The organism is Streptomyces ruber, assembly GCF_014648075.1.
In the GTDB taxonomy this organism is placed as follows: Bacteria; Actinomycetota; Actinomycetes; order Streptomycetales; family Streptomycetaceae; genus Streptomyces; species Streptomyces ruber.
Window position 1 is genome coordinate 672,656 of record NZ_BMQK01000001.1, and the last position, 20,943, is coordinate 693,598.

Genomic DNA, 20,943 nt, shown 5'->3' on the forward strand with positions numbered 1-20,943 from the left:
AATTCCGGTTCTCTTCTGCGACGCCTTCTGCGACCCTTTCCGCGGCGTCTTCCGGTACGACGTGAGGGGCGGCCCGCTGCGGGCCGCCCCTCACGTCGTGCGCCTCGTACGGGCGCCGGCCGTCAGGCCGGGTTCAGCTCGAACCACACCACCTTGCCCGCACTGAGCCGGGTCGCGCCCCACCGTCTGGCCAGTTTGTTGACCAGATACAGTCCGCGCCCGCCCTCGTCGGTGGCGCGTGCGTTGCGCAGCCGCGGCAGCTGCGGGACGTCGTCGGTGACCTCGCAGCGCAGCACGTCCGTGCGCAGCAGTCGCAGGGTGACCGGCCGGGAGGCGTACCGCACCGCGTTGGTGACGACCTCGCTGATCAGCAGCTCCACCGAGTCGGACAGCTCCTCCAGGCCCCAGCGCGACAGCGCCTGCCGGGCGAACCGCCGGGCCCGGCCCGGGGCCATCTCCTCCGGCTCCAGGAACCAGTACGCGACGTCACTGGGCGCGATCCCGTCGAAGCGGGCGGCGAGCAGTGCGATGTCGTCGTCCCGGTCGCCCGGGCCGAGCATGTCGAGCACCTCGTCGCACAGCGCCTCCAGCGGCGGCGGGTGGTCCGGGCCGGTCAGCTGCGCGGTCGCGGCGAGCTTCTCGCGCAGCTGCTCTATGCCGGTCCACACGTCCCGCAGCCGGGACTCCACCAGGCCGTCGGTGTAGAGCAGCAGCGTGGCCCCGGCGGGCGCGTCCAGTTCGACGGCCTCGAAGTCCACGCCGCCCACACCGATCGGGGCGCCCGGCGGCACCCGCAGCACCTCGGCCCGGCCGCCCAGGTGCAGCAGCACGGGCGGCGGATGGCCGGCGTTGGCGATGGTGATGCGGTGCGAGACCGGGTCGTACACCGCGTACAGGCAGGTCGCCATGCGGTCGGTGCCGAGGCGCTGGGCCTGCTCGTCGAGGTGGTGCAGCACCTCCTGCGGCGGCAGGTCGAGCCCGGCGAGGGTCTGCGCGGTGGTGCGCAGCTGCCCCATGATCGCCGCCGAGGTCATGGAGTGCCCCATGACGTCGCCCACGACCAGCGCGACCCGGCTGCCCGGCAGCGGGATCGCGTCGTACCAGTCGCCGCCGACGCGGGCGGTCTCGGCGGCCGGGAGGTAGCGCGAGGCGAGCCGCACACCCGTGGGCCGCGGCAGGGTCTCGGGGAGCATCGTGCGCTGCAGCTCGTCCGCGATGTACGCCTCGCGGCCGTACAGCACCGCCTTGTCTATGCCGAGCGCGCTGTGCGTGGCGAGCTGGGCGGCCACCAGCAGGTCGTCCGTCTCGAACGCCGCGCGCTCCGGACGGCGCAGGAACAGCGCGGCGCCGATCACCCGGCGCCGCCCGCGCAGCGGCGCGAGGATCGCGCGCTGTCCGGACGGCACCGTCACGTCGGCCTCGTCGCCGAGGAGTTCCGGCAGCGCGGCGCGGGCCGCGGGCGCGTCCGCGAACACGGGCCGCACGCCCCGCAGCACCTCGTTGAGCGCACCGCCGGGCCGTACCTCGCACAGCTCCGCCGTGACCGACGACAGCTCGCCCGGCTCGGGCGGCAGCGTGGCCAGGAAGCCGGTCTCGACGTCACGGTCCTCGGGGATCCGGTCGGTACGGCGCAGCCGCAGCACCACCGGACCGGTGGGCCGCTCGTCGCCGACTGGCAGCGGCTCGCGCAGGAAGACCAGGATCGCGTCCGAGAACGTCGGCACGGTGGCCCGGCACAGACCCATGACGATCTCGTCCAGGTCGATGCCCCGGGCGATCCGCCGGGTCGCCGCCCCCACGAAGCGCAGCCGGTCGCCGTCCCGCCGCATCGTCATGGGAGCGCCCGGCACCGCGCCCTGCCCTTGGCGCGGCTCGGTCCCGGCGGGCACGCCGGAGTCGCCGGGCGGGCCGGGGATGCGTTCCTGCCCGGGGCCCGGCTGCTCGGGGATGCTCTCCGGCGCGGGGCGCGGCCGGTGCGTCTGGTCGGAGTCGGCGGCAGCGGGCTGCGCGTGCTCCAGGCCGCCGCTCGCCGAGATGCCGGACATGCCACGGCCGTCGGCGGCCGGACCGGGACCGGGCACGGCGTCCGCGCCCTGGAGGTCCGTGCCGCCGGACGCCGCGGTGCCGTCCGGCTCGCCCGGGGCCTCACCCATGCGTGGCTGAGCGGGTAATGCGGAGGAAGAGGGCACGGGGGGCGTTTCCGGGGTACGCAGGAGTGCCCCGCAGGGATCCGCGGGGCTCGCGCCCGGCAGGGGGCGCTCATGGGAGATGGGGTGCTCCGTCACGCGTGTCGAATCCATCCGTCCGGGGCTGCGCGCCGTGCGTGCAGTCGGTCCCGCAGCGAACCCGTAGTTGCGTCCCGCCGAGAACCGGATACCCGCAAGACGGGCCCGGGGAACGGAATCCCCGCACTTCCGGAGGCGGTCACGGTGCCGCGGACGGTCGTGGCGGGTCCGGTCGCGGACGGCGCGGACCGTCGGGCCGACGGTCTGTGGCCCGTACCGATGTAGCCCTCGTACCCCTTGATCACGTCCTGCCGCCCCTCGGTGACGTACGGTCAAGCCTTACGGTTGTCGCGGGAGTTACACCCCTGTGCGCCCTCGTGGAGGAAGATCCTACGATCGTGGTCCGGGCGCGCAACAAGGGTCTCATGAGGATGCATGCGCGGGCGTACGGTCCCAGTCGTCCGGCAGAGAGGGTACGCCCCACGTCGGATCGGGACGCCAGTGCTCCCAGCCGTCCGAGAACGGCGGGCCCCAGGCGTGGATCACCTCCACCGCGGCCTCGCCCGCCGCCCGTACCCGCTCGGCGAGCCGGGCGTCCATCAGGCCGTCCCGCTGGGCCTGGGCGAACTCGTCCTCGTCGTGCCAGCGCCAACTGCGGTCCGGCCGCACGGAGATGTCCAGGAAGTGATCCTCGGAGTCGACGCCGCCCGCCCAGCGGGTCAGCGGCTCCTCCAGGTTCACGTACCAGTTCTTGAACTGCCAGCCGGGCTCCCAGAACAACCAGACCGACCACGGCTGGCCCGGCCGCGCCAGTTTCAGCACGCCCGTGCCGAACCAGCGGTCGCGCGTCACGGTCCGCGGCTTGGTGTAACGGGACTCCAGCGGCTCCCCGTTCACCGGCGTCCCGTCGGCGAGCACCGGCTTGACGCATTCGGTGCCGGGCGCCATCCACACCGCGAGCACCTCCGCGTCGTCACGCACGACGGTGACGGGGCGCACGATGTGGAAACGGTCGCCTGCGTTCTCCCGGTACCGCCACAGGATCTGGCTGCCGGGGGCCCAGCGCACCGCCGCCCCGCCCGCGACCACCCGTTCCACCGCTTCGTCATGCGCCATGAACAGATATTAGGTGCCAGAGGCATACGACGGTGTGCCGGGAGCGGAGGTTCACGCCATGGCGGGACCGGGTTCCGGCCACGTCACCCGGGAGTCGATCCTGTTCACACGGTTACGGGTGGGTCATGCGCAGCACGTCCAGTGCTTCGTCGAGCTGCTCCTCCGTCAGGTCGCCGCGCTCGACGTACCCGCCCTCCAGGACGACCTCCCGGATGGTCTTCCGCTCGGAGAGGGACTTCTTGGCGACCTTCGCGGCCTCCTCGTAGCCGATGTACTTGTTGAGCGGCGTGACGACGGAGGGGGAGGACTCGGCGTACTCGCGGGCCCGTTCCCGGTCGGCGACGATCCCGTCGACGGTCCGGTCGGCGAGCAGCCGCGAGACGTTGGCGAGCAGCCGGATCGATTCGAGCACGTTCTTGGCGATGACGGGCAGCATGACGTTGAGCTCGAAGTTGCCGGCCGCGCCCGCGGCGGCCACGGTGGCGTCGTTGCCGGTCACCTGCGCCGCGACCATGAGAACGGCCTCGGGGATGACGGGGTTGACCTTCCCCGGCATGATCGACGACCCGGGCTGGAGGTCGGGGAGCCGGATCTCGGCGAGCCCGGTGCGCGGCCCGGACGACATCCACCGCAGGTCGTTGGCGATCTTCGTCAGTCCGACGGCGATGGTCCGCAGCTGCCCGCTGGTCTCGACGATCCCGTCCCGCGCGCCCTGCGCCTCGAAGTGGTCGCGGGCCTCGGTGAGCGGCAGCCCCGTGGTCCGCGCGACCTCGGCGATCACGGCGGCGGAGAAGCCGGGCGGGGTGTTGATGCCGGTACCGACGGCGGTCCCGCCGAGCGGCAGTTCGGCGAGCCGCGGCAGGGAGGCCTCGAGCCGCTCGATCCCGTACCGCACCTGGGCGGCGTACCCGCCGAACTCCTGGCCGAGCGTCACCGGCGTGGCATCCATGAGATGCGTCCGCCCGGCCTTCACGACGTCGGTGAACTCCTCGCTCTTCCGGGAGAGCGCGTCCGCGAGGTGCTGCAGTGCGGGGATCAGATCCCGGGTGACGGCGGCGGTGGCGGCGATGTGGATGGAGGACGGGAAGACGTCGTTGGACGACTGGGAGGCGTTGACGTGGTCGTTGGGGTGCACCTCCCGCCCGAGCCGTTCGGTGGCCAGGGTGGCGACGACCTCGTTGGTGTTCATGTTGGACGAGGTGCCGGACCCGGTCTGGAAGACGTCCACGGGAAAGTGCTCGTCCCACTTGCCGTCGGCGACCTCGGCCGCCGCCTCCCGGATGGCCGCGGCGACGTCCTCGTCCACCACCCCGAGCTCGGCGTTCACCTTGGCGGCGGCGGCCTTGATGCGGGCGAGGGCCTCGATGTGCGCGCGTTCGAGGCGCTGCCCGGAGACGGGGAAGTTCTCCACGGCCCGCTGCGTCTGGGCCCGCCACTTCGCGTGGGCCGGGACGCGGACCTCGCCCATGGAGTCGTGCTCGATGCGGTAGCCGTCGTTTCCGTCGTTCACGTCGCTCATACCTCATGAAGCGTAGTGACGCCTGGGGTTGTTCCCGGTGCACGGCGTGCCGGGCCCGGCCGTCCCCCTCTTTCCCTCCCCGCGTGCCTCATCGGATGATCGGTGCCATGGTGTTCTCCGCTCCCGTCCGGCTCTGGCTGCTGCCCAGCGCGGTCCTCCTCGCCGCCCTGACGGTCTGGGGCGCGCTCCGCTATCCCCACCTGCCGGACCGGATACCGGAGCACATCGGCCCCGCCGAGGTGGACGCCTGGACGGACCGGTCGATCGGCAGCGCGTTCCTGCTGGTCCTCCTGTACGCGGGGCTGACGGTGCTGATGGCCGGCTCCGCCGAGCTGGCCCTGCGGATGACACCGCGGGACGAACTGCCGGAGACGACCGGGCTGTCCTCGTCCCTGGTGAACAGACCCGCGACCCGCGCGTCGGCCCGCCGGACGGCACGGGCCCTGCTGCTGCTCAACGCGTGCATCGGTGTCTCCTTCGCGGTGGGCTGCGGAGTGCTGTGGCGGTCCACGCCCGACCCGGACGTACCCGCGTGGCTGCCGGTGGCGGCGCTCGTCCCGATCGTCGTCGGCGCCGTGCCGACGATCGTCGTGGCGATGCGGGACAGGAAGCGCTGAGGCGTCGGACGCGGGCCCTACGGCAGCGCCTCGCTCACCACCTCGACCACCGCCGTCCACAGGGACTGGCCGCCCGTGCCGAACGCCGCGGCCAGCGCGTAACCGACCGCCGCGTCGGCCGGCACGACCTCGGCGCCCTCCTCCCACTCGGCGATCACCCGCAGGTCGCCGTCCGACGAGAACTTCCCGAGCCGCTTCCCGTCGCGGGTCAGCCGGCTGGTCCCCACGGAGACGGGCACCAGCCGGTAGGCCGCACCCGCGTACGACACGTCGACCCGGTAGGAGCGCCGCGTGAGCCTGCCCCTGGCGGGAGTGATCTCCGCGTCGTCGCCGCCCACGGTCATGCGGAGGTGCCGGGGATCGCGGGTGCCGATGACGATCTGCTCGTCGACCTCGGCCTCGGGGGCGCGGGTGAGGACGACGCGGGGGATCGCGTCGCCGCCGGTCACGACGAGCGTGTCGCCGTGCTCGCCGCTCAACTCGACGGAGACGGCGCCGTGGCGGTCGTCGTCCGTGACGGTGGGGACGGGGGTGGGCGCGGTGTCGGTCATCAGGGTCCTTGATCGGAACGGTTTACGTGGCAGACGCAGCGCCGCGCTCCTTCGTTCCCGTGCCCCCGTCCGCCAGGTCGAGGACGAACCGGTACTTGACGTCGCCCGCGGCCAGCCGGTCGAGTGCCGTGTTGACCTCGGCGACGGGCAGCACCTCGACGGTGGCGGTGACGTCGTGGGCCGCGCAGAAGTCGAGCATCTCCCGGGTGTCGGCGATGCCGCCACTGCCCGCGCCCGCCAGCCGCTTGCGCCCGAAGATGAGCGTCTGCGGGTCGAACGGTGATCCCTACGCGCTCTACGTGTCGTTGGACCTGCCCGCTTCCGTCCCGGAGGGAGTCATCGACGAACTGCGATGGCACCTCGGCCTGGCGACAGACGTCGACATGCCGGAGGACACGGACGCGTTCCCCCTGTGGGACGGCCGTGGAGCAGGGGTGCGGACACCTGGAGTACAGATCCGGGGAACTCGTCGGGGACTCACTCACCGGCTGGTCACTGACCGTGCGTCAGGAGATCCACGCGGAGTTCCTGACCGAGACGGAGGAACTTGTCGCGTGGCTGGCACAGCACTCGGGCACCGAAGGGGTGGTCGGCCTGGCCTGCGCGTACAGATGAGGTACGCACGCGTGAGCGCGGTGACGTAGTTCAGCCGGTCGTCGGCTGGTGCCGGTCTCGTACGGCGCGTATCAGCATGCCGAGTCGATGACGGCTGGTGCGGAGGACGGTATCCGGTTCGTCGCTCTCGCGGAGGAGAATGCCCCCAGTGGGAGTCGCCGCGAGGTAGACGCACGAGGACGCCGTCTCGCTGTAGCTGGACTTCTGCCAGTTGTGTTCAGTCACGGTCGGTGTGTCCTCAGATGGTTCCGGCGATGGTGCGGATGAGTTCTCTCGATGCGGCGGGTGGAAGGGCAGCCCGTTCCATGCGGTCGAGGACGAGTCGATACGTCTCCAGTTTGGCCGCCGCGTCGACGAGTTCGCTGCCGTGAGTGGTGTCCAACTGTGCGGTGTCCAGCGCGGTCAAAGGACCGTGGGCGTAATCCAGACCGTGGCCCGCCGTGGGGAATGTGGTGCCGTCGAAAGGGATGACACGAACGGTGACGTGCGGCTGTGTGCTGATGTCGGCGATGTGGTCGAGCTGGGCCCGTGTCACTTCTCGTCCGCCGAACTGCATGCGGAGCGCTGCCTCATGAATGATCGCGGTGTAGGGAACCGGTCGGTCCCGGAAGAGCACCGCCTGGCGCTTCACGCGGTGTGAGACGCGGTACTCGATCTCGTGGGGATGCAGAGCCGGCACCACCTCGTGGAACAGCGCGCGAGCGTGTCCCGGGGTTTGCAGCAGTCCGGGAATGTTGATGACCTGGGCGACACGCAGGGCTGACGCATGGTGCTCCATCTCCGCCAGGTCGAGGAGCGGGGACGGCAAGGTGCCGCGGTATTCCTCCCACCAACCACGGGTGCGATCCGCCGCCATGTCGGCGAGTGCATCGATCAGATTTTGGTCGGTGCAGTCGTAGATGCGGGCGAGTGTGCGGACGCGTTCCGCGCTGACGTTGAAGCGATTGGCCTCGATGTTGCTGATCTGAGCTTGCGTCGTCCCCAGCGACCGAGCGGCCTGAGCGGCGGTCATGCCGGCTCGTTCCCTGAGTCGGCGCAGCTCGGTGCCGATCCGAAGTCGGCGAGCCGTGGGGGCACTTCTCGCGGCCATGAGTTCGCTCCGTTTCGTACGCCTGATGGGACGGTCACCCACACGAAGCAAATACCTGAAGGCTTTGCTGTTCGGTGCAAAAGGTTCAGCTCCCGCACTCTACGGTGTGACTCGAGCCGCTGAGCCGACCTGATCGATAAGCCGGAAGTGCACCGCACTCGCGTGCGGCACCGCCACCGCTCGACCCGGTCGGCCGACCCCCCCGAGTACCTACTGGAGGAGATCGCCGTGGTCACCGTAGCCGCACCGCAGTATGAGACGCCCGAGCTCTGGTCCTACGCCCTCCACCTCCCCCACGACCCCCGCGCCGCCCGCATCGCCCGCCGCACACTCCGCGCCGTACTCGCCGAGTACAACCTCCGTGAACTCATCGACTCGGCGGAGCTACTCGCCTCCGAGCTGGTCTCCAACGCGTACCGGCACTCCGAGGGGCCCTCCGGATTGCGGCTCCGGGCGCTCGGAGGCGGCCGGCTGCGGATGAGCGTGTGGGACACCAATCCGCAGATCCCGCCCCCGTTCGACCGAGGGGTGGAGCCGGAACCCTTTCGGCGGCCCGTTGCCGTGTCGCCGGACAGGGAGGGCGGGCGCGGCCTCTTCCTCGTGAGTCACTACGCGGACCACTGGGGCGGGCGCCCTCTCGGTGACGATCTCTTCGGCCAGAGCGGCAAGTTGCTGTGGTGCGAGCTCGGCAGCAGAGCGTCGGCGTGTGTGGCCGTAATGGAAAGTCACGGCTGGAGTTCCCGTCATGGAAACTGACGCGGGCGTCCCCGGCCCCCACCGCCCCCCGACCCCCGACGAGGCACGGGCCGCGCTGGCCGACATCGGACGCGTCCGGGCCTCGACCGCCCCGCGGTCGGTCAACCCCCAGCGCACAGGCGTGGCGCTCCGGCCCGACGTACCTTACGAAGAAGGCGGCCGTGCACATCGTCAGGGTGCGGCCGCACCGCGAGGGCGGGCAGGGTCATGACCACCCGGCCGACCGCGACCGACCCGACGGACGGCTTCGACGACCTCGTCCACGCACCCAACCGGCTGCGCATCTGCGCCCTGCTCGACACCGCGGGCGAGGCCGAGTTCGGGACGGTGCAGAAACAACTCGGCCTGTCGGCCTCCGTGCCGAGCAAGCACGCGGGCGCCCTCATCGCCGCGGGGTACGCCGAGCAGGGCAAAGCCGTACGCACCACCCGTCAGCGCGTCTGACTGCGGCTGACCCCGCGCGGGCGCGAGGCGTACCACGGCCACCTCGCCGCGCTGCGGGCGATCGTCGGGCAGACGCCGCACGACCGACCGCCCTCACCCGCTCCGGGCGACGGGTGAGGGCGGTCGGTTCAGGCGGAGGCCCGCGTGTGACGCGCCCGCAGCTGCCGCAGGTACTGCTCGGGATCGGCGTGGTGCTGGTCCTGGGCGCCGTGCCGGTGGAGCTCGAAGCGGCCGTCGGGATGCAGGCGGACGGTCGTCGTGGCCCGCCGCTCCGTTCCGGCCGTCGCCGCGTGCGGCTCCTCCGGTCCCTGTTCCGGCAGGGCCAGGACGGGCACCGTGGCGGGGAACATGGCCAGCGCCTCGGCCGTGGTGGCGGCGGGTGGACGGCCCGTACGGTTGGCGCTGCTGACGTACAGCACCGGGTGCTCGTCCAGCAGGGGCCGCAAGGGCTCCCACCGGGCGCCGAACAGCAGCATCCAGCCGTCCTTGACCGCCGGGGCCGCCCAGTCCGGCAGCTCGATGCCGGTGCGCACCGGTACGAGGACGGTGAGGCGTTCCTCCACCAGCAGCCAACGGGCCGTCGCCCTCCGGTCGGGGTCCAGGTCCCAGATGTCGTCCAGGGCGCGCAGCGTGTCGGGGTGGTGGGCGAACAGGGCGACCGGCTGGCCGGCGGGGCGCCCCTTGGCCTCGTTCACGGTCCGGGAGCGGGGGGACACGACGACGTGCGTGAGCGGTGCCGGGTTGGGCACCACCACCGCCGCCCCGTCCCGCAGCACCTGCGCGGCCTGTACGAGCGACGCCGGTGCACGGTCCGCGCGGCCTTCCGGGGCCCCGGTCACGCGCTGAGCCGGGGAGCGTGGGTGAGACCTTCCAGGTAGTCGGCGAAGGCCGCGTCGTCCACGACGGCCGTACCGGTGCGGAAGGCGCGGGCCTTGACCCAGGCCATGGCCGCACGGGTCTGGTCCCGGTCCAGGTCGTGGCCGAGACGGGTGGCGGCGGCCGTGATGACGCGGGCGCTGGCCAGCTGCGTCAGCAGGACCTTCGGCTCGATGCCCAGTACCTCGGTCGGGTCGTAGGGCTGGAAGAGCTGCGGGTGGACGAACGGCGTACCGGTGGAGATCGTGCCCACTCCCGTGCCGACGATCGGAGTCGTCACGCTCAGCGGGACCCCGGTCTCCTCGGCCACCATCCGCGCGATGCCGGGCAGTCGCGTCAGGTCGGGGGCGGTCCACCAGGGCGTCGCGCCCGCGCCCAGGAACTCCTCGGCGTGGCGGGCGAGGAGGAACAGCAACTGCTCGGTGGCGACCAGGCCGGCCCGCTCGGCGATGCCCAGCCACGAACTGGACACCATCCGCACCCCGGTGCCCAGCGCCTGCAGCGTGTTGGCCAGCCCGAGCCCGAGGTCGTTGTGGAGGTGGGTGCCGAGCACCACGTCGTCGCCGGTTCCGGCCCGCACCGCGGCGAACATGTCGCGGCACGCGTCGGGCAGTTGTGCGCCGACCGTGTCGGCGAGTATCACCAGGCCCGCACCGGCGTCCGTCATGGCCTGCGCGTGGTCGCTCATGAGGGAGGCGTCGGCGCGGGAGGCGTCCGCGAAGCAGATGTCCAGCGCGACCGTGTCGTCCAGGCCGCGGGCCAGCTCGATCAGGTCGATCGCGCCCCGGAGCGCCTCCTCGGCCGTCTTGTGGACCATCACCTGCGCCATCGCCTCGGACGCCGGGACCACCACCATCACCCGCGCGTTGCGGGTGCCCCGCACCGAGGTGACGGCCTGCTCCACGTCCCTGGCCGCGCCCCGGCACACCGCGGCCACGCTGACCGCTTCCCCGGCCTCGGCCGCGACCCGGCGTACGGCCTCGAACTCCTCGTCGCACACCGCGGGGAAGCCCGCGGCGAACACCACGTGCCGGGGCCCGTCCGCACCGAAGACACGGCCCGTCTCGTGGGCCAGCCGCACCCGGAACTCCGGAGTCATGAGCGTCTTGGCCTGGGCGCCGTCCCGCGCGGACTCTTCCCAGATGACCACCCGGCCGGCCTGCGCCGACTGCCGCACTACATCCACTTCGAGCCTCCTGGGCCGATTCCGATCTCTCACAAGAGTCGATCATGAACGCCGATGCACTGAGTGATGCTCCAGTTACGGGATTGTGAAAAGTTCGCACGGTGATGCGACTGTGAATCGCCTGACATGGCGCCAGATCGTGAGAACTCTGTAAATGACCAGTGGGAACGGGGCCTCGCTGAAGATCCCGACTTGATGGAGTCTTTACCTGCGAAGGGTGTGAACGGCCGGCCGTCGGCGAACCGCGAGCCGCCGCTTCCGTCGCCGACCGACGGGGAACGGCCCGGTGAGGGGCATCGTCACGCGACCCAGCCGGGCTGTTCCGGCCAGCGAACGGGCCGGGAACGAACAGATTCAGCCGGGGTCGGCGGGCCGCTCACGCCGAGAGCCCCCGGCCGTCGGCCGGGGGCTCTCCATCGGGATCGTTCGGAATCGTTACCGGGTCAGCCGAGGCCGGGCCCCCGGACGGGGATCGACGTGAACGTCGGCGCCGAAGCCGGGTCCTTGAAGAAGTCGCTCTACTTGTTCACTCGACGTCACCACCAGTAGCCCTCGCGCATGATCTCTGACCCGAGGGTGCTGGGGAACGTTCGCCTGTCCGTCGTGAGGCCGGGCCTCGGTCCCTGGTTCAACGAGCGGGCCGACGAGTGGGACGTGTTGGCTGTCTGGAAGCTGGACCGTCCCAGTAGAAAGGCGGGTCACTTCGCCGAGGTCTTCGAGTGGCTCCAGAAGCACGGCAAGGTGATCGTGTCCGTGACTGAGGGCATCGACATGTCCACACCCATGGGAAAGATGTCCGCGCAGATGATCGCCGCATTCGCCGAAGGCGAGTCGGACCTTTCGATTGATCCTGGCCGTGCCTACTGACGTGCTTGACTGGCGCGGGCTCAGTCCGGTGAAAGGGCATATCCAGGACGGCTGCGAAGCCGTGATCACACCAGCCACCCCGAGATCGTCTCAATGGCTCCAGGCCCACCGCACTGATCAGTCAGGAAGGTCGCCGTTGCCACCCAGGTTCGCAACCATGCGGCGCAGCACATTGATCGTGGTCACGTAGTCCGCACCGTCAATGCCTTCGTGCATCTGCTCGTGGACCCGCAGATTGCGCTCCCGGGCCCGGACGCGCCCAGCCTCGCCCGCCTCGGTCAGCGTCAGACCACCTGCACTCTCCGACATCCATCCGCGGGTCAGCAGGTCGTCGAAGACGTCGTCGAAGTCGATGCCCTGATCGTCATACGGTGCCAGCCGCTCGACCAGTGCCGCACGAGTCCACCTGCCGGGCTCCCCGGCCACATGGTTGAGCGTCCACCAATGGGGCTGCGCGAGGTCCTCTACCGCCAGCTCCGCACGAAGAGCCCCAACCACTCGTCGGTATGCCTCGCCACTCCACGCACCGATGGGCTGAGCAGCCAGCTCTTCCGGCGAGTACTCCTTGATCCCCACGCTCACGCGCCCCCTCCAGCTGATGCTCACCAGGACGCGCCGACCGTATGACCTCAAGCCCACTTAAGGTCAAGACGGGTTCGTGAAGTGTGCTTGCGGGACAGCCCTTAGCTTCCATCCTGGCCGGACAGAACGGTCAGGCGCTCAGTAAGGGCTGTCCCGTAACTGGCGGTGTCCCGTCTCGGTGAGGTTCAGCCGATGCCGTTGAGAGCGAGCGAGTGCGGACTAGCGAAACCAGGTCGACGTAGGTCAGCGCGGTACTCGATCATGCGTTCATGCCTCTGAGAGAGACCCTTGCCCGAGTCGATGCAGACCTGGCCGCCGGCCGGGTTCCCGTCGCGCGTCAGCGCCTGCGTGGTCTCATCTCGTCCTTCCCGCACGACCTGACGCTCCGCCGTCGTCTGGCCGAGGTGTACCGGCTCTACGGCGACACCGCCGAGGCTGGACGCTGGATGTACCTCGAAGAGGACCGGAACGCCATCGAGACCGCTGCCTTTGAGGCGCGGTACAGGTCTCCCGGGCGGCGGATGAAGGCCCTCGCCTGGCAGGGCCCGGAGGCGAAAGCCGCCACCGCTTTCGCGGAGGGGCAGCTGGTCGCGGTGCGGACCGCCTGCGCCGAGGAGTTGGGGCATCCCGTCGACTGGGACGACCCCGCCTCCTACCGGGACGACCTGGAAGGGGAGTACGAGGCGCCCTCCGAGCCGTGGACGATCGGGGGTGTGCTGGCGGGCGTCGGCTGCCTGGTGGCGGCCCTTGTGTTCCTCGCGATCTGGGTGAATGGACTTGTTGCCCTCTTCGACTGACTGAGCGCCGCTCGAAGTTCGGTCGGTGAGACCATGCAGAACTGCCGTGAAGCGGACCCGGTGACGAGCGAAATGATTTCGTGGTGTCCGGTGTGATCACGGCTTCGGAGCCGTCCTGGATAGCCCCGTTCACCGGCCTGAGCCCTCGCCTGTTCGGCAAGCTGGTGACCGTACTGCGGCACGAGGGTGCTGATGCGGTCCGCAAGGGGCCGGCCATGGAGCCTGCCGCTGGAGGACCGGGTCCTGCTGGTCGCCGCGTACTGGCGCCCCAACCTGACCCTTCGTCAGCTCGCGCCGCCGTTCGGGGTGGACCGGCGCTCGCCCTGCAGCAGCGCGAGCGGTTCCGCAAGGGCACCGTCCTGATCGTGGACGGCACCCTGGTGCCCACCAGCGACCACCAGGTCGCCGCACAGTCGAAGAACCACCGGTACTTCACCAACCACCAGGTCGTCATCGACGCCGACCCCCGCCTGGTCGTCGCCGTCGGCCGCGCACTGCCTGGCAATCGCAACGACTGCAAGGCATGGGAACTGTCCGGCGCCAAGGACGCCGTCGGCCGCGCCACAGTGATCGCCGACGGCGGCTACCGGGGCACCGGCCTGGTCATCCCGTGCACCGTCACGTACCCGGCCAGACCGAACTCCCGGCCTGGCGGCCTGGAAGGAAAACCGCGACCGCTCCCACCGCAAGGTCCGCGCCCGCGTCGAGCATGCCTTCGCCCGGATGAAGATCTGGAAGATCCTCCGCGACTGCCGCCTCAAGGGCGACGGCGTCCATCACGCCATGCTCGGCATCGCCCGTTCATACAGCCTCACTCTCGACGGGTGATCGGGAAACGACGCTGGTCAGCCAGCATGTCGTAGATCATTTACGGGACAACGCTCAGGCAGGAAACGAGCGGAGGAGGTCAGCGCGGGCGTTGGGCGGCAAGTGCCCCCGATGATGAGCCGCGACAGTAGGGGCCCCAGCCGTCGGCTGGGGCCCCTACCGTCTAGTTGCTGGGTCAGCCGAGGCCGGGCCCCCGGACGGGGATCGACGTGAACGTCGGCGCAGGCGCCGGGTCCTTGAAGAAGTCGTTCCCCTTGTCGTCCACGACGATGAACGCCGGGAAGTCCTCCACCTCGATCTTCCAGACCGCCTCCATGCCGAGCTCCTCGTACTCGACGACCTCGACCTTCTTGATGCAGTCCTGCGCGAGGCGCGCCGCCGGGCCGCCGATCGAGCCCAGGTAGAAGCCGCCGTGCGCGGCACACGCGTCCGTGACCTGCTGGCTGCGGTTGCCCTTCGCCAGCATCACCTTGGAGCCGCCCGCCGCCTGGAACTGCTCCACGTAACTGTCCATGCGGCCGGCCGTCGTCGGGCCGAAGGAACCGGACGCGTAGCCCTCGGGAGTCTTCGCCGGGCCCGCGTAGTACACCGGGTGGTCCTTCAGGTACTGCGGCATCTCCTCGCCCGCGTCGAGGCGTTCCTTGATCTTGGCGTGGGCGATGTCGCGGGCCACGACCAGCGGGCCGGACAGCGACAGGCGGGTCTTGACCGGGTACTTCGTCAGCTCGGCCAGGATGTCGTCCATCGGCTGGTTGAGGTCGACGCGCACCACGTCGCCCTCCTGCTCCAGCTGCTCGTCCGTCGTGTCCGGCAGGAACCGCGCCGGGTCCGTCTCCAGCTGCTCCAGGAAGACGCCCTCCGCCGTGATCTTGGCGACGGCCTGGCGGTCGGCGGAGCAGGAGACGGCGAGGGCGACCGGGCAGGACGCGCCGTGGCGGGGGAGGCGGATGACGCGGACGTCGTGGCAGAAGTACTTGCCGCCGAACTGCGCGCCGATGCCGATCTTCTGCGTCAGCTCGAAGACCTTCTGCTCCAGGTCCTTGTCGCGGAAGCCGTGGCCGAGCTCGGAGCCCTCGGCCGGGATCTCGTCCAGGTAGTGCGCGGAGGCGTACTTCGCGGTCTTGAGGGCGTACTCGGCGCTCGTGCCGCCGACGACGATCGCCAGGTGGTACGGCGGGCAGGCGGCCGTGCCCAGCGAGCGGATCTTCTCCTCCAGGAACTTCATCATGGAGGCCTCGTTCAGCACGGCCTTCGTCTCCTGGTAGAGGAAGGACTTGTTGGCGGAGCCGCCGCCCTTCGCCATGAACAGGAACTTGTACGCGCCGCCGTCCGTCGCGTACAGCTCTATCTGCGCCGGGAGGTTGGAGCCGGTGTTCTTCTCTTCCCACATGGTGAGCGGAGCCATCTGCGAGTAGCGCAGGTTGAGGTTCTGGTACGCGTCGTAGATGCCGCGGGAGAGGGCCTCCTCGTCGCCGCCCTCCGTGAGGACGTTCTGGCCGCGCTTGCCCATGACGATCGCCGTGCCGGTGTCCTGGCACATGGGGAGGACGCCCGCGGCGGCGATGTTGGCGTTCTTCAGGAGGTCCAGCGCCACGAACTTGTCGTTCGACGAGGCCTCCGGGTCGTCGATGATGCGGCGCAGCTGCGCGAGGTGGGCCGGGCGCAGGTAGTGCTGGATGTCGTGGACGGCCTCCTCGGCGAGCTTGCGCAGCGCCTCCGGCTCCACCTTGAGGAACGTGCGCCCGCCGGCCTCGAAGGTGGAGACACCCTCGGAGGTCACCAGCCGGTACGGGGTGGTGTCCTCTCCCATGGGGAGCAGATCGGTGTACGCGAATTCCGGCATCTCGCCTATTCCTCACTTCACAGACGGCGGCTGACCTCCGTTGGCAGCGCCCAATCAGCGTAGAACCTGTGCCGGAGGGTGAGCTTGTGAGGTAAGGCTCAGTTGCCGGCATCCGGCCGCGGTCCGCCTCTAGTCGCGATCTATCGCGAGTGGCTATGCTGCTCGGGTGGACCTACAGAAGAGCGCCGCCGCCCGGGATCCTCTGCCGCCGGACCGGTTGCGCGCCTCCGACGCCGACCGCGACCGGATCGCCGACCTCCTGCGCGACGCCCTCGCCGAGGGCCGCCTCACCCCGGACGAACACGCCGAGCGGGTCGAGGGCGTGCTGGGCGCCAAGACCGTGGGCGAGCTGGGCGTCTTCGTGCGGGACCTGCCGGCCGCCCACGCACATGCGTCCGGGGCGGCCGGGGTTGCCCCTGCGCCGGTGCCCGGCCGCCCGGCCCCGGGGTCCATACCCGTCGACGCGGACGATCACGTGGTGGCGGTCTTCGGCGGTGCGACGCGCAAGGGTCGCCGTCGGGCGGGCCGCCGCATCCACGCCTACGCGATCTTCGGTGCTGTCGAGATAGACCTGAGCGAGGCGCTCTTCGAGCACCGGCAGGTGATGATCAGGGCGATCTCGGTCTTCGGCAGCGTCGAGATCCGCGTCCCGGAGAACGTCTCGCTGCGCGGCAGCGGTGGTGGCGTCCTCGGCACCTTCGAGGTCGACACGGTGGATTCCGGCCAGATCGACGCGCCCGTGATCTATGTGGAAGGCATGGCCGTGCTGGGCAGTATCGAGGCGAAGCCGAAGCGCGGGAAGCTGGTCGCCGATCTGCTCGCCCAGGTGTCACGCAAGGTCGAGGACCGTTTGCGCAAACACTTGGATCGTTGACTTCTGCAAATTCAGGGTGGCTTCGAAGTGTGCTCCCGTGCTCCGGGACGGGTCGGAGACGGGCCGAAGAGCCCTGAAATTCCAGCGGTTCGGAACTCAGTGCATAGGCTTGCGCACAGCGGGTAGAGCTTGCTGCATCGACTCTCGCTCGCGAAGCCGTCGTCAGGAGTAGACCGTGCTGCAACCGCCGCATTCGTCCCTGCAGGTCCGTGTTCCGTCCCAGCGGGTACCAGTGCGAGACAGGGACCAGGACGCCCCGTGGCACTCGGAGGCCGTGTGCCGGCGGGACGAGGCCGGGCTGTTCTTCGCCCCTTCCAAGGAGCCCACCGCGGCCCGCCTCTCCCGCGAGGAGGCGGCCAAGCGGGTCTGTGCCCGCTGCCCGGTCATGGTCGAGTGCCGCGAGCACGCGCTGCTGCAGCCGGAGCCGTACGGGGTGTGGGGCGGCCTCACCGCCGCCGAGCGCCGTGTGGTGCTGGCCCGGCGCCGCCGGCGCGACCTGGAGCTCAAGAAGGCGGCGCGGGGGACGATAGTCGCCGCCGGCTAGCCGGCACGCGCACCGGGCGCGGTCGGTACGGGACGTACGGCCCGTACGGTGCGTGCGATGCTCGCGGTACACCTCGCGGTACACCTCGCGGTACACACGGTGCGTACGGGCAAGGGGCGCCCCCGTCCGACCGGGACGCCCCTTCCTCGTACGGGACCGGCTCGTACTTACTTCGCGCGCTCGAAGTCGATCGAGCTGTACGCGCGCAGCTTGCTCAGCCGGTGCACGGAGTCGATCCGGCGGACCGTACCGGACTTGGACCGCATGACGATCGAGTCGGTCGTGGCCGTCTCGGCGCGGTAGCGCACGCCGCGCAGCAGCTCGCCGTCGGTGATGCCGGTGGCTACGAAGAAGACGTTCTCACCGGAGACCAGGTCGTCCGTGGTGAGCACGCGGTCCAGGTCGTGGCCCGCGTCGAGCGCCCGCTGCCGCTCCTCGTCGTCCTTGGGCCACAGCTTGCCCTGGATGACGCCGCCCAGGCACTTCACGGCGCAGGCGGAGATGATGCCCTCAGGCGTGCCGCCGACGCCGAGCAGCAGGTCGACGCCGCTGTTCTCGCGCAGCGCCAGGATCGATCCCGCGACGTCGCCGTCGGAGATCAGCTTGATGCGCGCGCCGGTGTCCCGGACCTCCTTGATCAGGCCCTCGTGGCGCGGCCGGTCCAGGATGACGACCGTCACGTCCTCCGGGGTGGAGCGCTTGGCCTTGGCGACCCGGCGGATGTTCACCGCCACGGGCGCGTTGATGTCGACGAAGTCGGCGGCCTCCGGGCCGGTGACCAGCTTGTCCATGTAGAACACGGCGGACGGGTCGAACATGGTGCCGCGGTCGGCGGCGGCCAGCACGGCGATCGCGTTCGGCATGCCCTTGGCCGTCAGCGTCGTACCGTCGATCGGGTCGACGGCGATGTCGCACTCGGCGCCGGTGCCGTCGCCGACGCGCTCGCCGTTGAACAGCATCGGGGCCTCGTCCTTCTCGCCCTCGCCGATGACGACGACGCCGTTCATCGACACGGTGGAGACGAGGGTGCGCATGGCGCGCACGGCGGCACCGTCGGCGCCGTTCTTGTCCCCGCGGCCCACCCAGCGGCCCGCGGCCATCGCGGCGGCCTCGGTGACGCGGACCAGTTCCAGGGCGAGGTTGCGGTCGGGGGCCTCGGAGGGGACCTCGAGCTCGGACGGCAGATGATGCTCGGACATCGACAAACGCACCTTTCTGATACGACACAGATCTGCGCCCGCAGAGTGTCCTTCCCGCTGTGTGTCCTTGGCGGGGTGAGAACGCGATGAGCGGGATGAACGGGGTGTAATGCTCAAGGTGACTCTATCGTCACATCGACAAAACGAGCAGGGGACCCCACGGATGAGCAGACCGGCGCACCTGCGACGATGAGGGGCGTGGCAGGCATGAAAGGCAAGCAGACGGTCCGCGACATGGTCCTCTCCCTGGGACTCATCTGTCTCGCGGCAGGGGTGATCTACTTCTTCGTCCCGCACGAGGACAAGGAGCCCGACCTCCGGCGCGTCGACTACAGCGTCGAGCTCCAGACGGCCCGCCGTGCGGCGTCGTACCCGGTGGCCGCGCCCGAGGGCCTGCCCGAGAGCTGGAAGCCGACGTCGGTGCGGTTCCTGGCCGACCAGTCCGACGCCTGGCACCTCGGCTACCACGACCCCGACGGCCGGTACGTGTCGGTGCAGCAGTCCGCCGAGAAGCCGTCCGGGTTCATCGAGGACGCCACCCAGGGGGCCGAGGACACCGGGAAGACCGAGGAGATCGACGGCCGGACCTGGCACCGCTACGAGGGCGAGCGGTACGACGCCCTCGTGCTGCCGGGCGAGGGCTCGACGACCGTGGTGGCGGGGTCGGCCCCGTACGCACAGCTCATGAAGATGGCGGAGGCTCTGAGGACGGAGTGACCGGAGGGACCCGGGACTCGCGGGGCCGGCGTGCAGGGCGGGGCCTGATCCGCTCCGCACGCTCCGGGTCCGTCCGCCCCGGGTCCGTCCGCCCCAGGGCCCGTCCGCCCCAGGGTCCGTCCGCCCTGGGGTCCGTCCGCCCTGGGGTCCGTCCGCCCTGGGCCGCCCGTCCCGTCCGCTTACTCCTTACCCGAGTCCCTCTGGCCGTCCTGGGAGTCCTGGGCGTCCTCCGCGAGCGCCGCGTCCAGCCGCTCGCGCGCGCCGTCGAGCCAGCGGCGGCACACCTTGGCCAGCTCCTCGCCCCGCTCCCACAGGGCGAGGGACTCCTCCAGGCTCGTGCCGCCCGCCTCCAGCCGCCGTACGACCTCGATCAGCTCGTCGCGCGCCTGCTCGTAGCCGAGCGTCCCGCCCGCCTCGACGGCCCCGCCGGCCCCGGCGTCCTCGCTCACCTTGCTGCTGGTCATGCTTCCCACCCTAAATGTCCACTCGTACGGTCATCTCGCCCCCGGCCACCCGTGCCCGCAGCGGCTCGTCGGCCGTGACCTCCTCGGGCGCGCGCACGACCTCGCCGTCGGCCTTCTGCAGCACCGCGTAGCCCCGCTGGAGGGTCGCCGCGGGGGAGAGGGCCACCACGCGCGCGTGGGTGTGCGTCAGCTCCGACAGGGAACGGTCCAGGTGGTGGCCGAAACAGCGGCGGCCGCGGTCGAGCAGCGCGGCCACCTGGTCCGCGCGCTCGTCGACCATCCGGTGCGGATCCTCCATGGAGGGCCGGGCCAGCGCGTTCGCGAGTCCGCGCTCCTCGCGCTCCAGGTACGCCCCTACACAACGCCGCGCACGGTCGCGCAGCCAGCGCACCCGCTCGTACTCCTCGCCCACGTCCGGCACGACCTTCTTGGCGGCGTCGGTCGGGGTGGACGCGCGCAGGTCGGCCACGTAGTCGAGGAGCGGCGTGTCCGGCTCGTGCCCGATCGCCGACACCACCGGCGTACGGCAGGCGGCGACGGCCCGGACGAGCTGCTCGTCGGAGAACGGCAGCAGGTCCTCCACGCTGCCGCCGCCCCGCGCCACGATGATCACGTCCACGTCGTCCAGCGCGTCCAGCTCCTTCACGGCCTGGACGACCTGCGGGACCGCGTGCACCCCCTGCACCGGGACGTTGCGCACCTCGAAGCGGACGGCCGGCCAGCGGTGCCGGGCGTTCTCCAGCACGTCCCGCTCGGCGGCCGAGGCACGGCCGCAGACCAGCCCGACGCGCTGCGGCAGGAACGGCAGTGGCTTCTTGCGCTCGGCCGCGAACAGCCCCTCCGCGGTCAGCGACTTCTTCAGCTGCTCCAGCCGCGCGAGCAGCTCGCCCACCCCGACCGGCCGTATCTCCGCGGCCCGCAGGGAGAGCTGGCCCCGTGGCGCGTACCACTCCGGCTTCGCGTGCACCACGACGCGAGCGCCCTCGCTGACGACGTCGGCGATCGCGTCGAACACCTGCCGGTAGCAGGTGACGCTCACGGAGATGTCGTGCGACGGGTCGCGCAGCGTCATGAAGACGACGCCCGCGCCCGGGCGCCGCGACAGCTGGGTGATCTGCCCCTCGACCCACACGGCGCCGAGCCGGTCGATCCATCCCCCGATGAGCCGCGACACCTCGCCGACGGGCAGCGGGGCGTCCGCGGACGTAGTCAGTGCCATGCGCCCGAGGGTAA

Annotated in this window: 23 protein-coding genes and 2 pseudogenes; 10 read left to right on the top strand and 15 right to left on the bottom strand. The window is 70.8% G+C overall.

The window, feature by feature from the left end; translation table 11 throughout:
* Positions 1 to 122: 122 nt before the first annotated feature.
* From IEZ04_RS03160 to IEZ04_RS03170, 3 genes are all read right to left on the bottom strand, one after another.
* Positions 123 to 2,300: an ATP-binding SpoIIE family protein phosphatase gene (locus IEZ04_RS03160; RefSeq protein ID WP_189215024.1), complete on the bottom strand. Its 2,178-nt coding sequence runs from the start codon at positions 2,298 to 2,300 to the stop codon at positions 123 to 125.
* A gap of 348 nt (positions 2,301 to 2,648) precedes the next feature.
* Positions 2,649 to 3,341, bottom strand: a complete 693-nt coding sequence (gene fomD / locus IEZ04_RS03165) for a cytidylyl-2-hydroxypropylphosphonate hydrolase (RefSeq protein ID WP_189215025.1) — start codon at positions 3,339 to 3,341, stop codon at positions 2,649 to 2,651.
* A gap of 112 nt (positions 3,342 to 3,453) precedes the next feature.
* Entirely contained in the window at positions 3,454 to 4,860 is a 1,407-nt protein-coding gene (locus IEZ04_RS03170; protein ID WP_189215026.1) for a class II fumarate hydratase, read from the bottom strand.
* Positions 4,861 to 4,967: 107 nt separating this feature from the next.
* On the opposite strand from IEZ04_RS03170, the gene IEZ04_RS03175 reads away from it, so the two are divergent.
* Positions 4,968 to 5,477: a DUF1648 domain-containing protein gene (locus IEZ04_RS03175; RefSeq protein ID WP_189215027.1), complete on the top strand. Its 510-nt coding sequence runs from the start codon at positions 4,968 to 4,970 to the stop codon at positions 5,475 to 5,477.
* Between the two features lie 17 nt (positions 5,478 to 5,494).
* Here IEZ04_RS03175 and IEZ04_RS03180 read toward each other — a convergent pair whose 3' ends face one another.
* Entirely contained in the window at positions 5,495 to 6,028 is a 534-nt protein-coding gene (locus IEZ04_RS03180; protein ID WP_189215028.1) for a hypothetical protein, read from the bottom strand.
* 22 nt (positions 6,029 to 6,050) lie between these two features.
* Positions 6,051 to 6,227, bottom strand: a complete 177-nt coding sequence (locus IEZ04_RS03185) for a hypothetical protein (protein WP_189215029.1) — start codon at positions 6,225 to 6,227, stop codon at positions 6,051 to 6,053.
* 224 nt (positions 6,228 to 6,451) lie between these two features.
* On the opposite strand from IEZ04_RS03185, the gene IEZ04_RS03190 reads away from it, so the two are divergent.
* Positions 6,452 to 6,643, top strand: a complete 192-nt coding sequence (locus IEZ04_RS03190) for a hypothetical protein (RefSeq protein ID WP_189215030.1) — start codon at positions 6,452 to 6,454, stop codon at positions 6,641 to 6,643.
* A 30-nt stretch (positions 6,644 to 6,673) separates the two neighbouring features.
* On the opposite strand, the gene IEZ04_RS03195 is transcribed toward IEZ04_RS03190, so the two are convergent.
* Entirely contained in the window at positions 6,674 to 6,868 is a 195-nt protein-coding gene (locus tag IEZ04_RS03195) for a DUF397 domain-containing protein (protein ID WP_189215031.1), read from the bottom strand.
* A gap of 13 nt (positions 6,869 to 6,881) precedes the next feature.
* The gene (locus tag IEZ04_RS03200; RefSeq protein WP_189215032.1) at positions 6,882 to 7,733 is read right to left on the bottom strand and encodes a helix-turn-helix domain-containing protein; all 852 of its coding nucleotides are present in this window, start codon (positions 7,731 to 7,733) and stop codon (positions 6,882 to 6,884) included.
* Positions 7,734 to 7,961: 228 nt separating this feature from the next.
* Between IEZ04_RS03200 and IEZ04_RS03205 the strand changes: the two genes are divergently transcribed.
* Both IEZ04_RS03205 and IEZ04_RS03210 read left to right on the top strand, forming a co-directional pair.
* Complete coding sequence (locus IEZ04_RS03205) at positions 7,962 to 8,489, top strand: ATP-binding protein (RefSeq protein WP_189215033.1); 528 nt, start codon at positions 7,962 to 7,964, stop codon at positions 8,487 to 8,489.
* Positions 8,490 to 8,696: 207 nt separating this feature from the next.
* Positions 8,697 to 8,933, top strand: a complete 237-nt coding sequence (locus IEZ04_RS03210; protein ID WP_308429764.1) for a helix-turn-helix domain-containing protein — start codon at positions 8,697 to 8,699, stop codon at positions 8,931 to 8,933.
* 128 nt (positions 8,934 to 9,061) lie between these two features.
* Here the strand turns inward: IEZ04_RS03210 and IEZ04_RS03215 are convergent, their stop codons facing one another.
* Both IEZ04_RS03215 and IEZ04_RS03220 read right to left on the bottom strand, forming a co-directional pair.
* Positions 9,062 to 9,772: an L-threonylcarbamoyladenylate synthase gene (locus IEZ04_RS03215; protein WP_189215034.1), complete on the bottom strand. Its 711-nt coding sequence runs from the start codon at positions 9,770 to 9,772 to the stop codon at positions 9,062 to 9,064.
* Positions 9,769 to 10,995, bottom strand: a complete 1,227-nt coding sequence (locus IEZ04_RS03220; RefSeq protein WP_229820806.1) for a hydroxymethylglutaryl-CoA lyase-like TIM-barrel protein — start codon at positions 10,993 to 10,995, stop codon at positions 9,769 to 9,771. Before IEZ04_RS03220 ends, IEZ04_RS03215 begins: the two co-directional genes overlap by 4 nt.
* A 558-nt stretch (positions 10,996 to 11,553) precedes the next feature.
* Between IEZ04_RS03220 and IEZ04_RS03225 the strand changes: the two genes are divergently transcribed.
* Entirely contained in the window at positions 11,554 to 11,862 is a 309-nt protein-coding gene (locus tag IEZ04_RS03225; RefSeq protein ID WP_189215035.1) for a recombinase family protein, read from the top strand.
* Here IEZ04_RS03225 and IEZ04_RS35920 read toward each other — a convergent pair.
* Both IEZ04_RS35920 and IEZ04_RS03230 read right to left on the bottom strand, forming a co-directional pair.
* Positions 11,845 to 11,940 (bottom strand): annotated as a pseudogene (locus IEZ04_RS35920) (IS5/IS1182 family transposase); the annotation flags it as partial. The gene IEZ04_RS03225 and the pseudogene IEZ04_RS35920 sit on opposite strands and share 18 nt — an antisense overlap.
* Positions 11,941 to 11,979: 39 nt before the next feature.
* A complete protein-coding gene (locus IEZ04_RS03230) occupies positions 11,980 to 12,444 on the bottom strand; it encodes a MarR family transcriptional regulator (RefSeq protein ID WP_189215036.1) in 465 nt (154 codons plus the stop codon).
* 269 nt (positions 12,445 to 12,713) lie between these two features.
* On the opposite strand from IEZ04_RS03230, the gene IEZ04_RS03235 reads away from it, so the two are divergent.
* The gene (locus IEZ04_RS03235; protein ID WP_189215037.1) at positions 12,714 to 13,241 is read left to right on the top strand and encodes a DUF6584 family protein; all 528 of its coding nucleotides are present in this window, start codon (positions 12,714 to 12,716) and stop codon (positions 13,239 to 13,241) included.
* Positions 13,242 to 13,324: 83 nt separating this feature from the next.
* Positions 13,325 to 14,069, top strand: a pseudogene (locus IEZ04_RS03240) (transposase).
* Positions 14,070 to 14,244: 175 nt separating this feature from the next.
* On the opposite strand, the gene IEZ04_RS03245 reads toward IEZ04_RS03240, so the two are convergent.
* Positions 14,245 to 15,912 carry a fumarate hydratase gene (locus tag IEZ04_RS03245; RefSeq protein WP_189215038.1) on the bottom strand — a complete coding sequence of 556 codons (1,668 nt, stop codon included), beginning with the start codon at positions 15,910 to 15,912 and terminating at the stop codon, positions 14,245 to 14,247.
* 166 nt (positions 15,913 to 16,078) lie between these two features.
* On the opposite strand from IEZ04_RS03245, the gene IEZ04_RS03250 reads away from it, so the two are divergent.
* A complete protein-coding gene (locus IEZ04_RS03250; protein WP_189215039.1) occupies positions 16,079 to 16,786 on the top strand; it encodes a DUF1707 SHOCT-like domain-containing protein in 708 nt (235 codons plus the stop codon).
* Between the two features lie 175 nt (positions 16,787 to 16,961).
* Positions 16,962 to 17,330: a WhiB family transcriptional regulator gene (locus IEZ04_RS03255; protein ID WP_189215040.1), complete on the top strand. Its 369-nt coding sequence runs from the start codon at positions 16,962 to 16,964 to the stop codon at positions 17,328 to 17,330.
* 167 nt (positions 17,331 to 17,497) lie between these two features.
* On the opposite strand, the gene glpX is transcribed toward IEZ04_RS03255, so the two are convergent.
* Positions 17,498 to 18,529 (bottom strand): class II fructose-bisphosphatase, encoded by a 1,032-nt coding sequence (glpX, locus tag IEZ04_RS03260; protein ID WP_189215041.1) that lies wholly within the window; start codon positions 18,527 to 18,529, stop codon positions 17,498 to 17,500.
* Positions 18,530 to 18,718: 189 nt separating this feature from the next.
* On the opposite strand from glpX, the gene IEZ04_RS03265 reads away from it, so the two are divergent.
* On the top strand, positions 18,719 to 19,246 hold the full coding sequence (locus IEZ04_RS03265; protein ID WP_229820807.1) for a DUF4245 domain-containing protein: 528 nt from the start codon (positions 18,719 to 18,721) through the stop codon (positions 19,244 to 19,246).
* A gap of 179 nt (positions 19,247 to 19,425) precedes the next feature.
* On the opposite strand, the gene IEZ04_RS03270 is transcribed toward IEZ04_RS03265, so the two are convergent.
* Both IEZ04_RS03270 and xseA read right to left on the bottom strand, forming a co-directional pair.
* Positions 19,426 to 19,710: an exodeoxyribonuclease VII small subunit gene (locus IEZ04_RS03270; RefSeq protein WP_189215042.1), complete on the bottom strand. Its 285-nt coding sequence runs from the start codon at positions 19,708 to 19,710 to the stop codon at positions 19,426 to 19,428.
* 10 nt (positions 19,711 to 19,720) lie between these two features.
* Positions 19,721 to 20,929 carry an exodeoxyribonuclease VII large subunit gene (gene xseA, locus IEZ04_RS03275; RefSeq protein WP_189215043.1) on the bottom strand — a complete coding sequence of 403 codons (1,209 nt, stop codon included), beginning with the start codon at positions 20,927 to 20,929 and terminating at the stop codon, positions 19,721 to 19,723.
* Positions 20,930 to 20,943 lie beyond the last annotated feature (14 nt).

Coding starts and splice junctions, on each gene's coding strand:
- IEZ04_RS03235 (WP_189215037.1), top strand. CDS start 12,714: ATGCCTCTGAGAGAGACCCTTGCCCGAGTCGATGCAGACCTGGCCGCC.
- IEZ04_RS03245 (WP_189215038.1), bottom strand. CDS start 15,912: ATGCCGGAATTCGCGTACACCGATCTGCTCCCCATGGGAGAGGACACC.
- glpX (WP_189215041.1), bottom strand. CDS start 18,529: ATGTCCGAGCATCATCTGCCGTCCGAGCTCGAGGTCCCCTCCGAGGCC.
- xseA (WP_189215043.1), bottom strand. CDS start 20,929: ATGGCACTGACTACGTCCGCGGACGCCCCGCTGCCCGTCGGCGAGGTG.
- IEZ04_RS03210 (WP_308429764.1), top strand. CDS start 8,697: ATGACCACCCGGCCGACCGCGACCGACCCGACGGACGGCTTCGACGAC.
- fomD (WP_189215025.1), bottom strand. CDS start 3,341: ATGGCGCATGACGAAGCGGTGGAACGGGTGGTCGCGGGCGGGGCGGCG.
- IEZ04_RS03200 (WP_189215032.1), bottom strand. CDS start 7,733: ATGGCCGCGAGAAGTGCCCCCACGGCTCGCCGACTTCGGATCGGCACC.
- IEZ04_RS03270 (WP_189215042.1), bottom strand. CDS start 19,710: ATGACCAGCAGCAAGGTGAGCGAGGACGCCGGGGCCGGCGGGGCCGTC.
- IEZ04_RS03180 (WP_189215028.1), bottom strand. CDS start 6,028: ATGACCGACACCGCGCCCACCCCCGTCCCCACCGTCACGGACGACGAC.
- IEZ04_RS03225 (WP_189215035.1), top strand. CDS start 11,554: ATGATCTCTGACCCGAGGGTGCTGGGGAACGTTCGCCTGTCCGTCGTG.
- IEZ04_RS03265 (WP_229820807.1), top strand. CDS start 18,719: ATGAGGGGCGTGGCAGGCATGAAAGGCAAGCAGACGGTCCGCGACATG.
- IEZ04_RS03160 (WP_189215024.1), bottom strand. CDS start 2,300: ATGGATTCGACACGCGTGACGGAGCACCCCATCTCCCATGAGCGCCCC.
- IEZ04_RS03170 (WP_189215026.1), bottom strand. CDS start 4,860: ATGAGCGACGTGAACGACGGAAACGACGGCTACCGCATCGAGCACGAC.
- IEZ04_RS03185 (WP_189215029.1), bottom strand. CDS start 6,227: ATGCTCGACTTCTGCGCGGCCCACGACGTCACCGCCACCGTCGAGGTG.
- IEZ04_RS03175 (WP_189215027.1), top strand. CDS start 4,968: ATGGTGTTCTCCGCTCCCGTCCGGCTCTGGCTGCTGCCCAGCGCGGTC.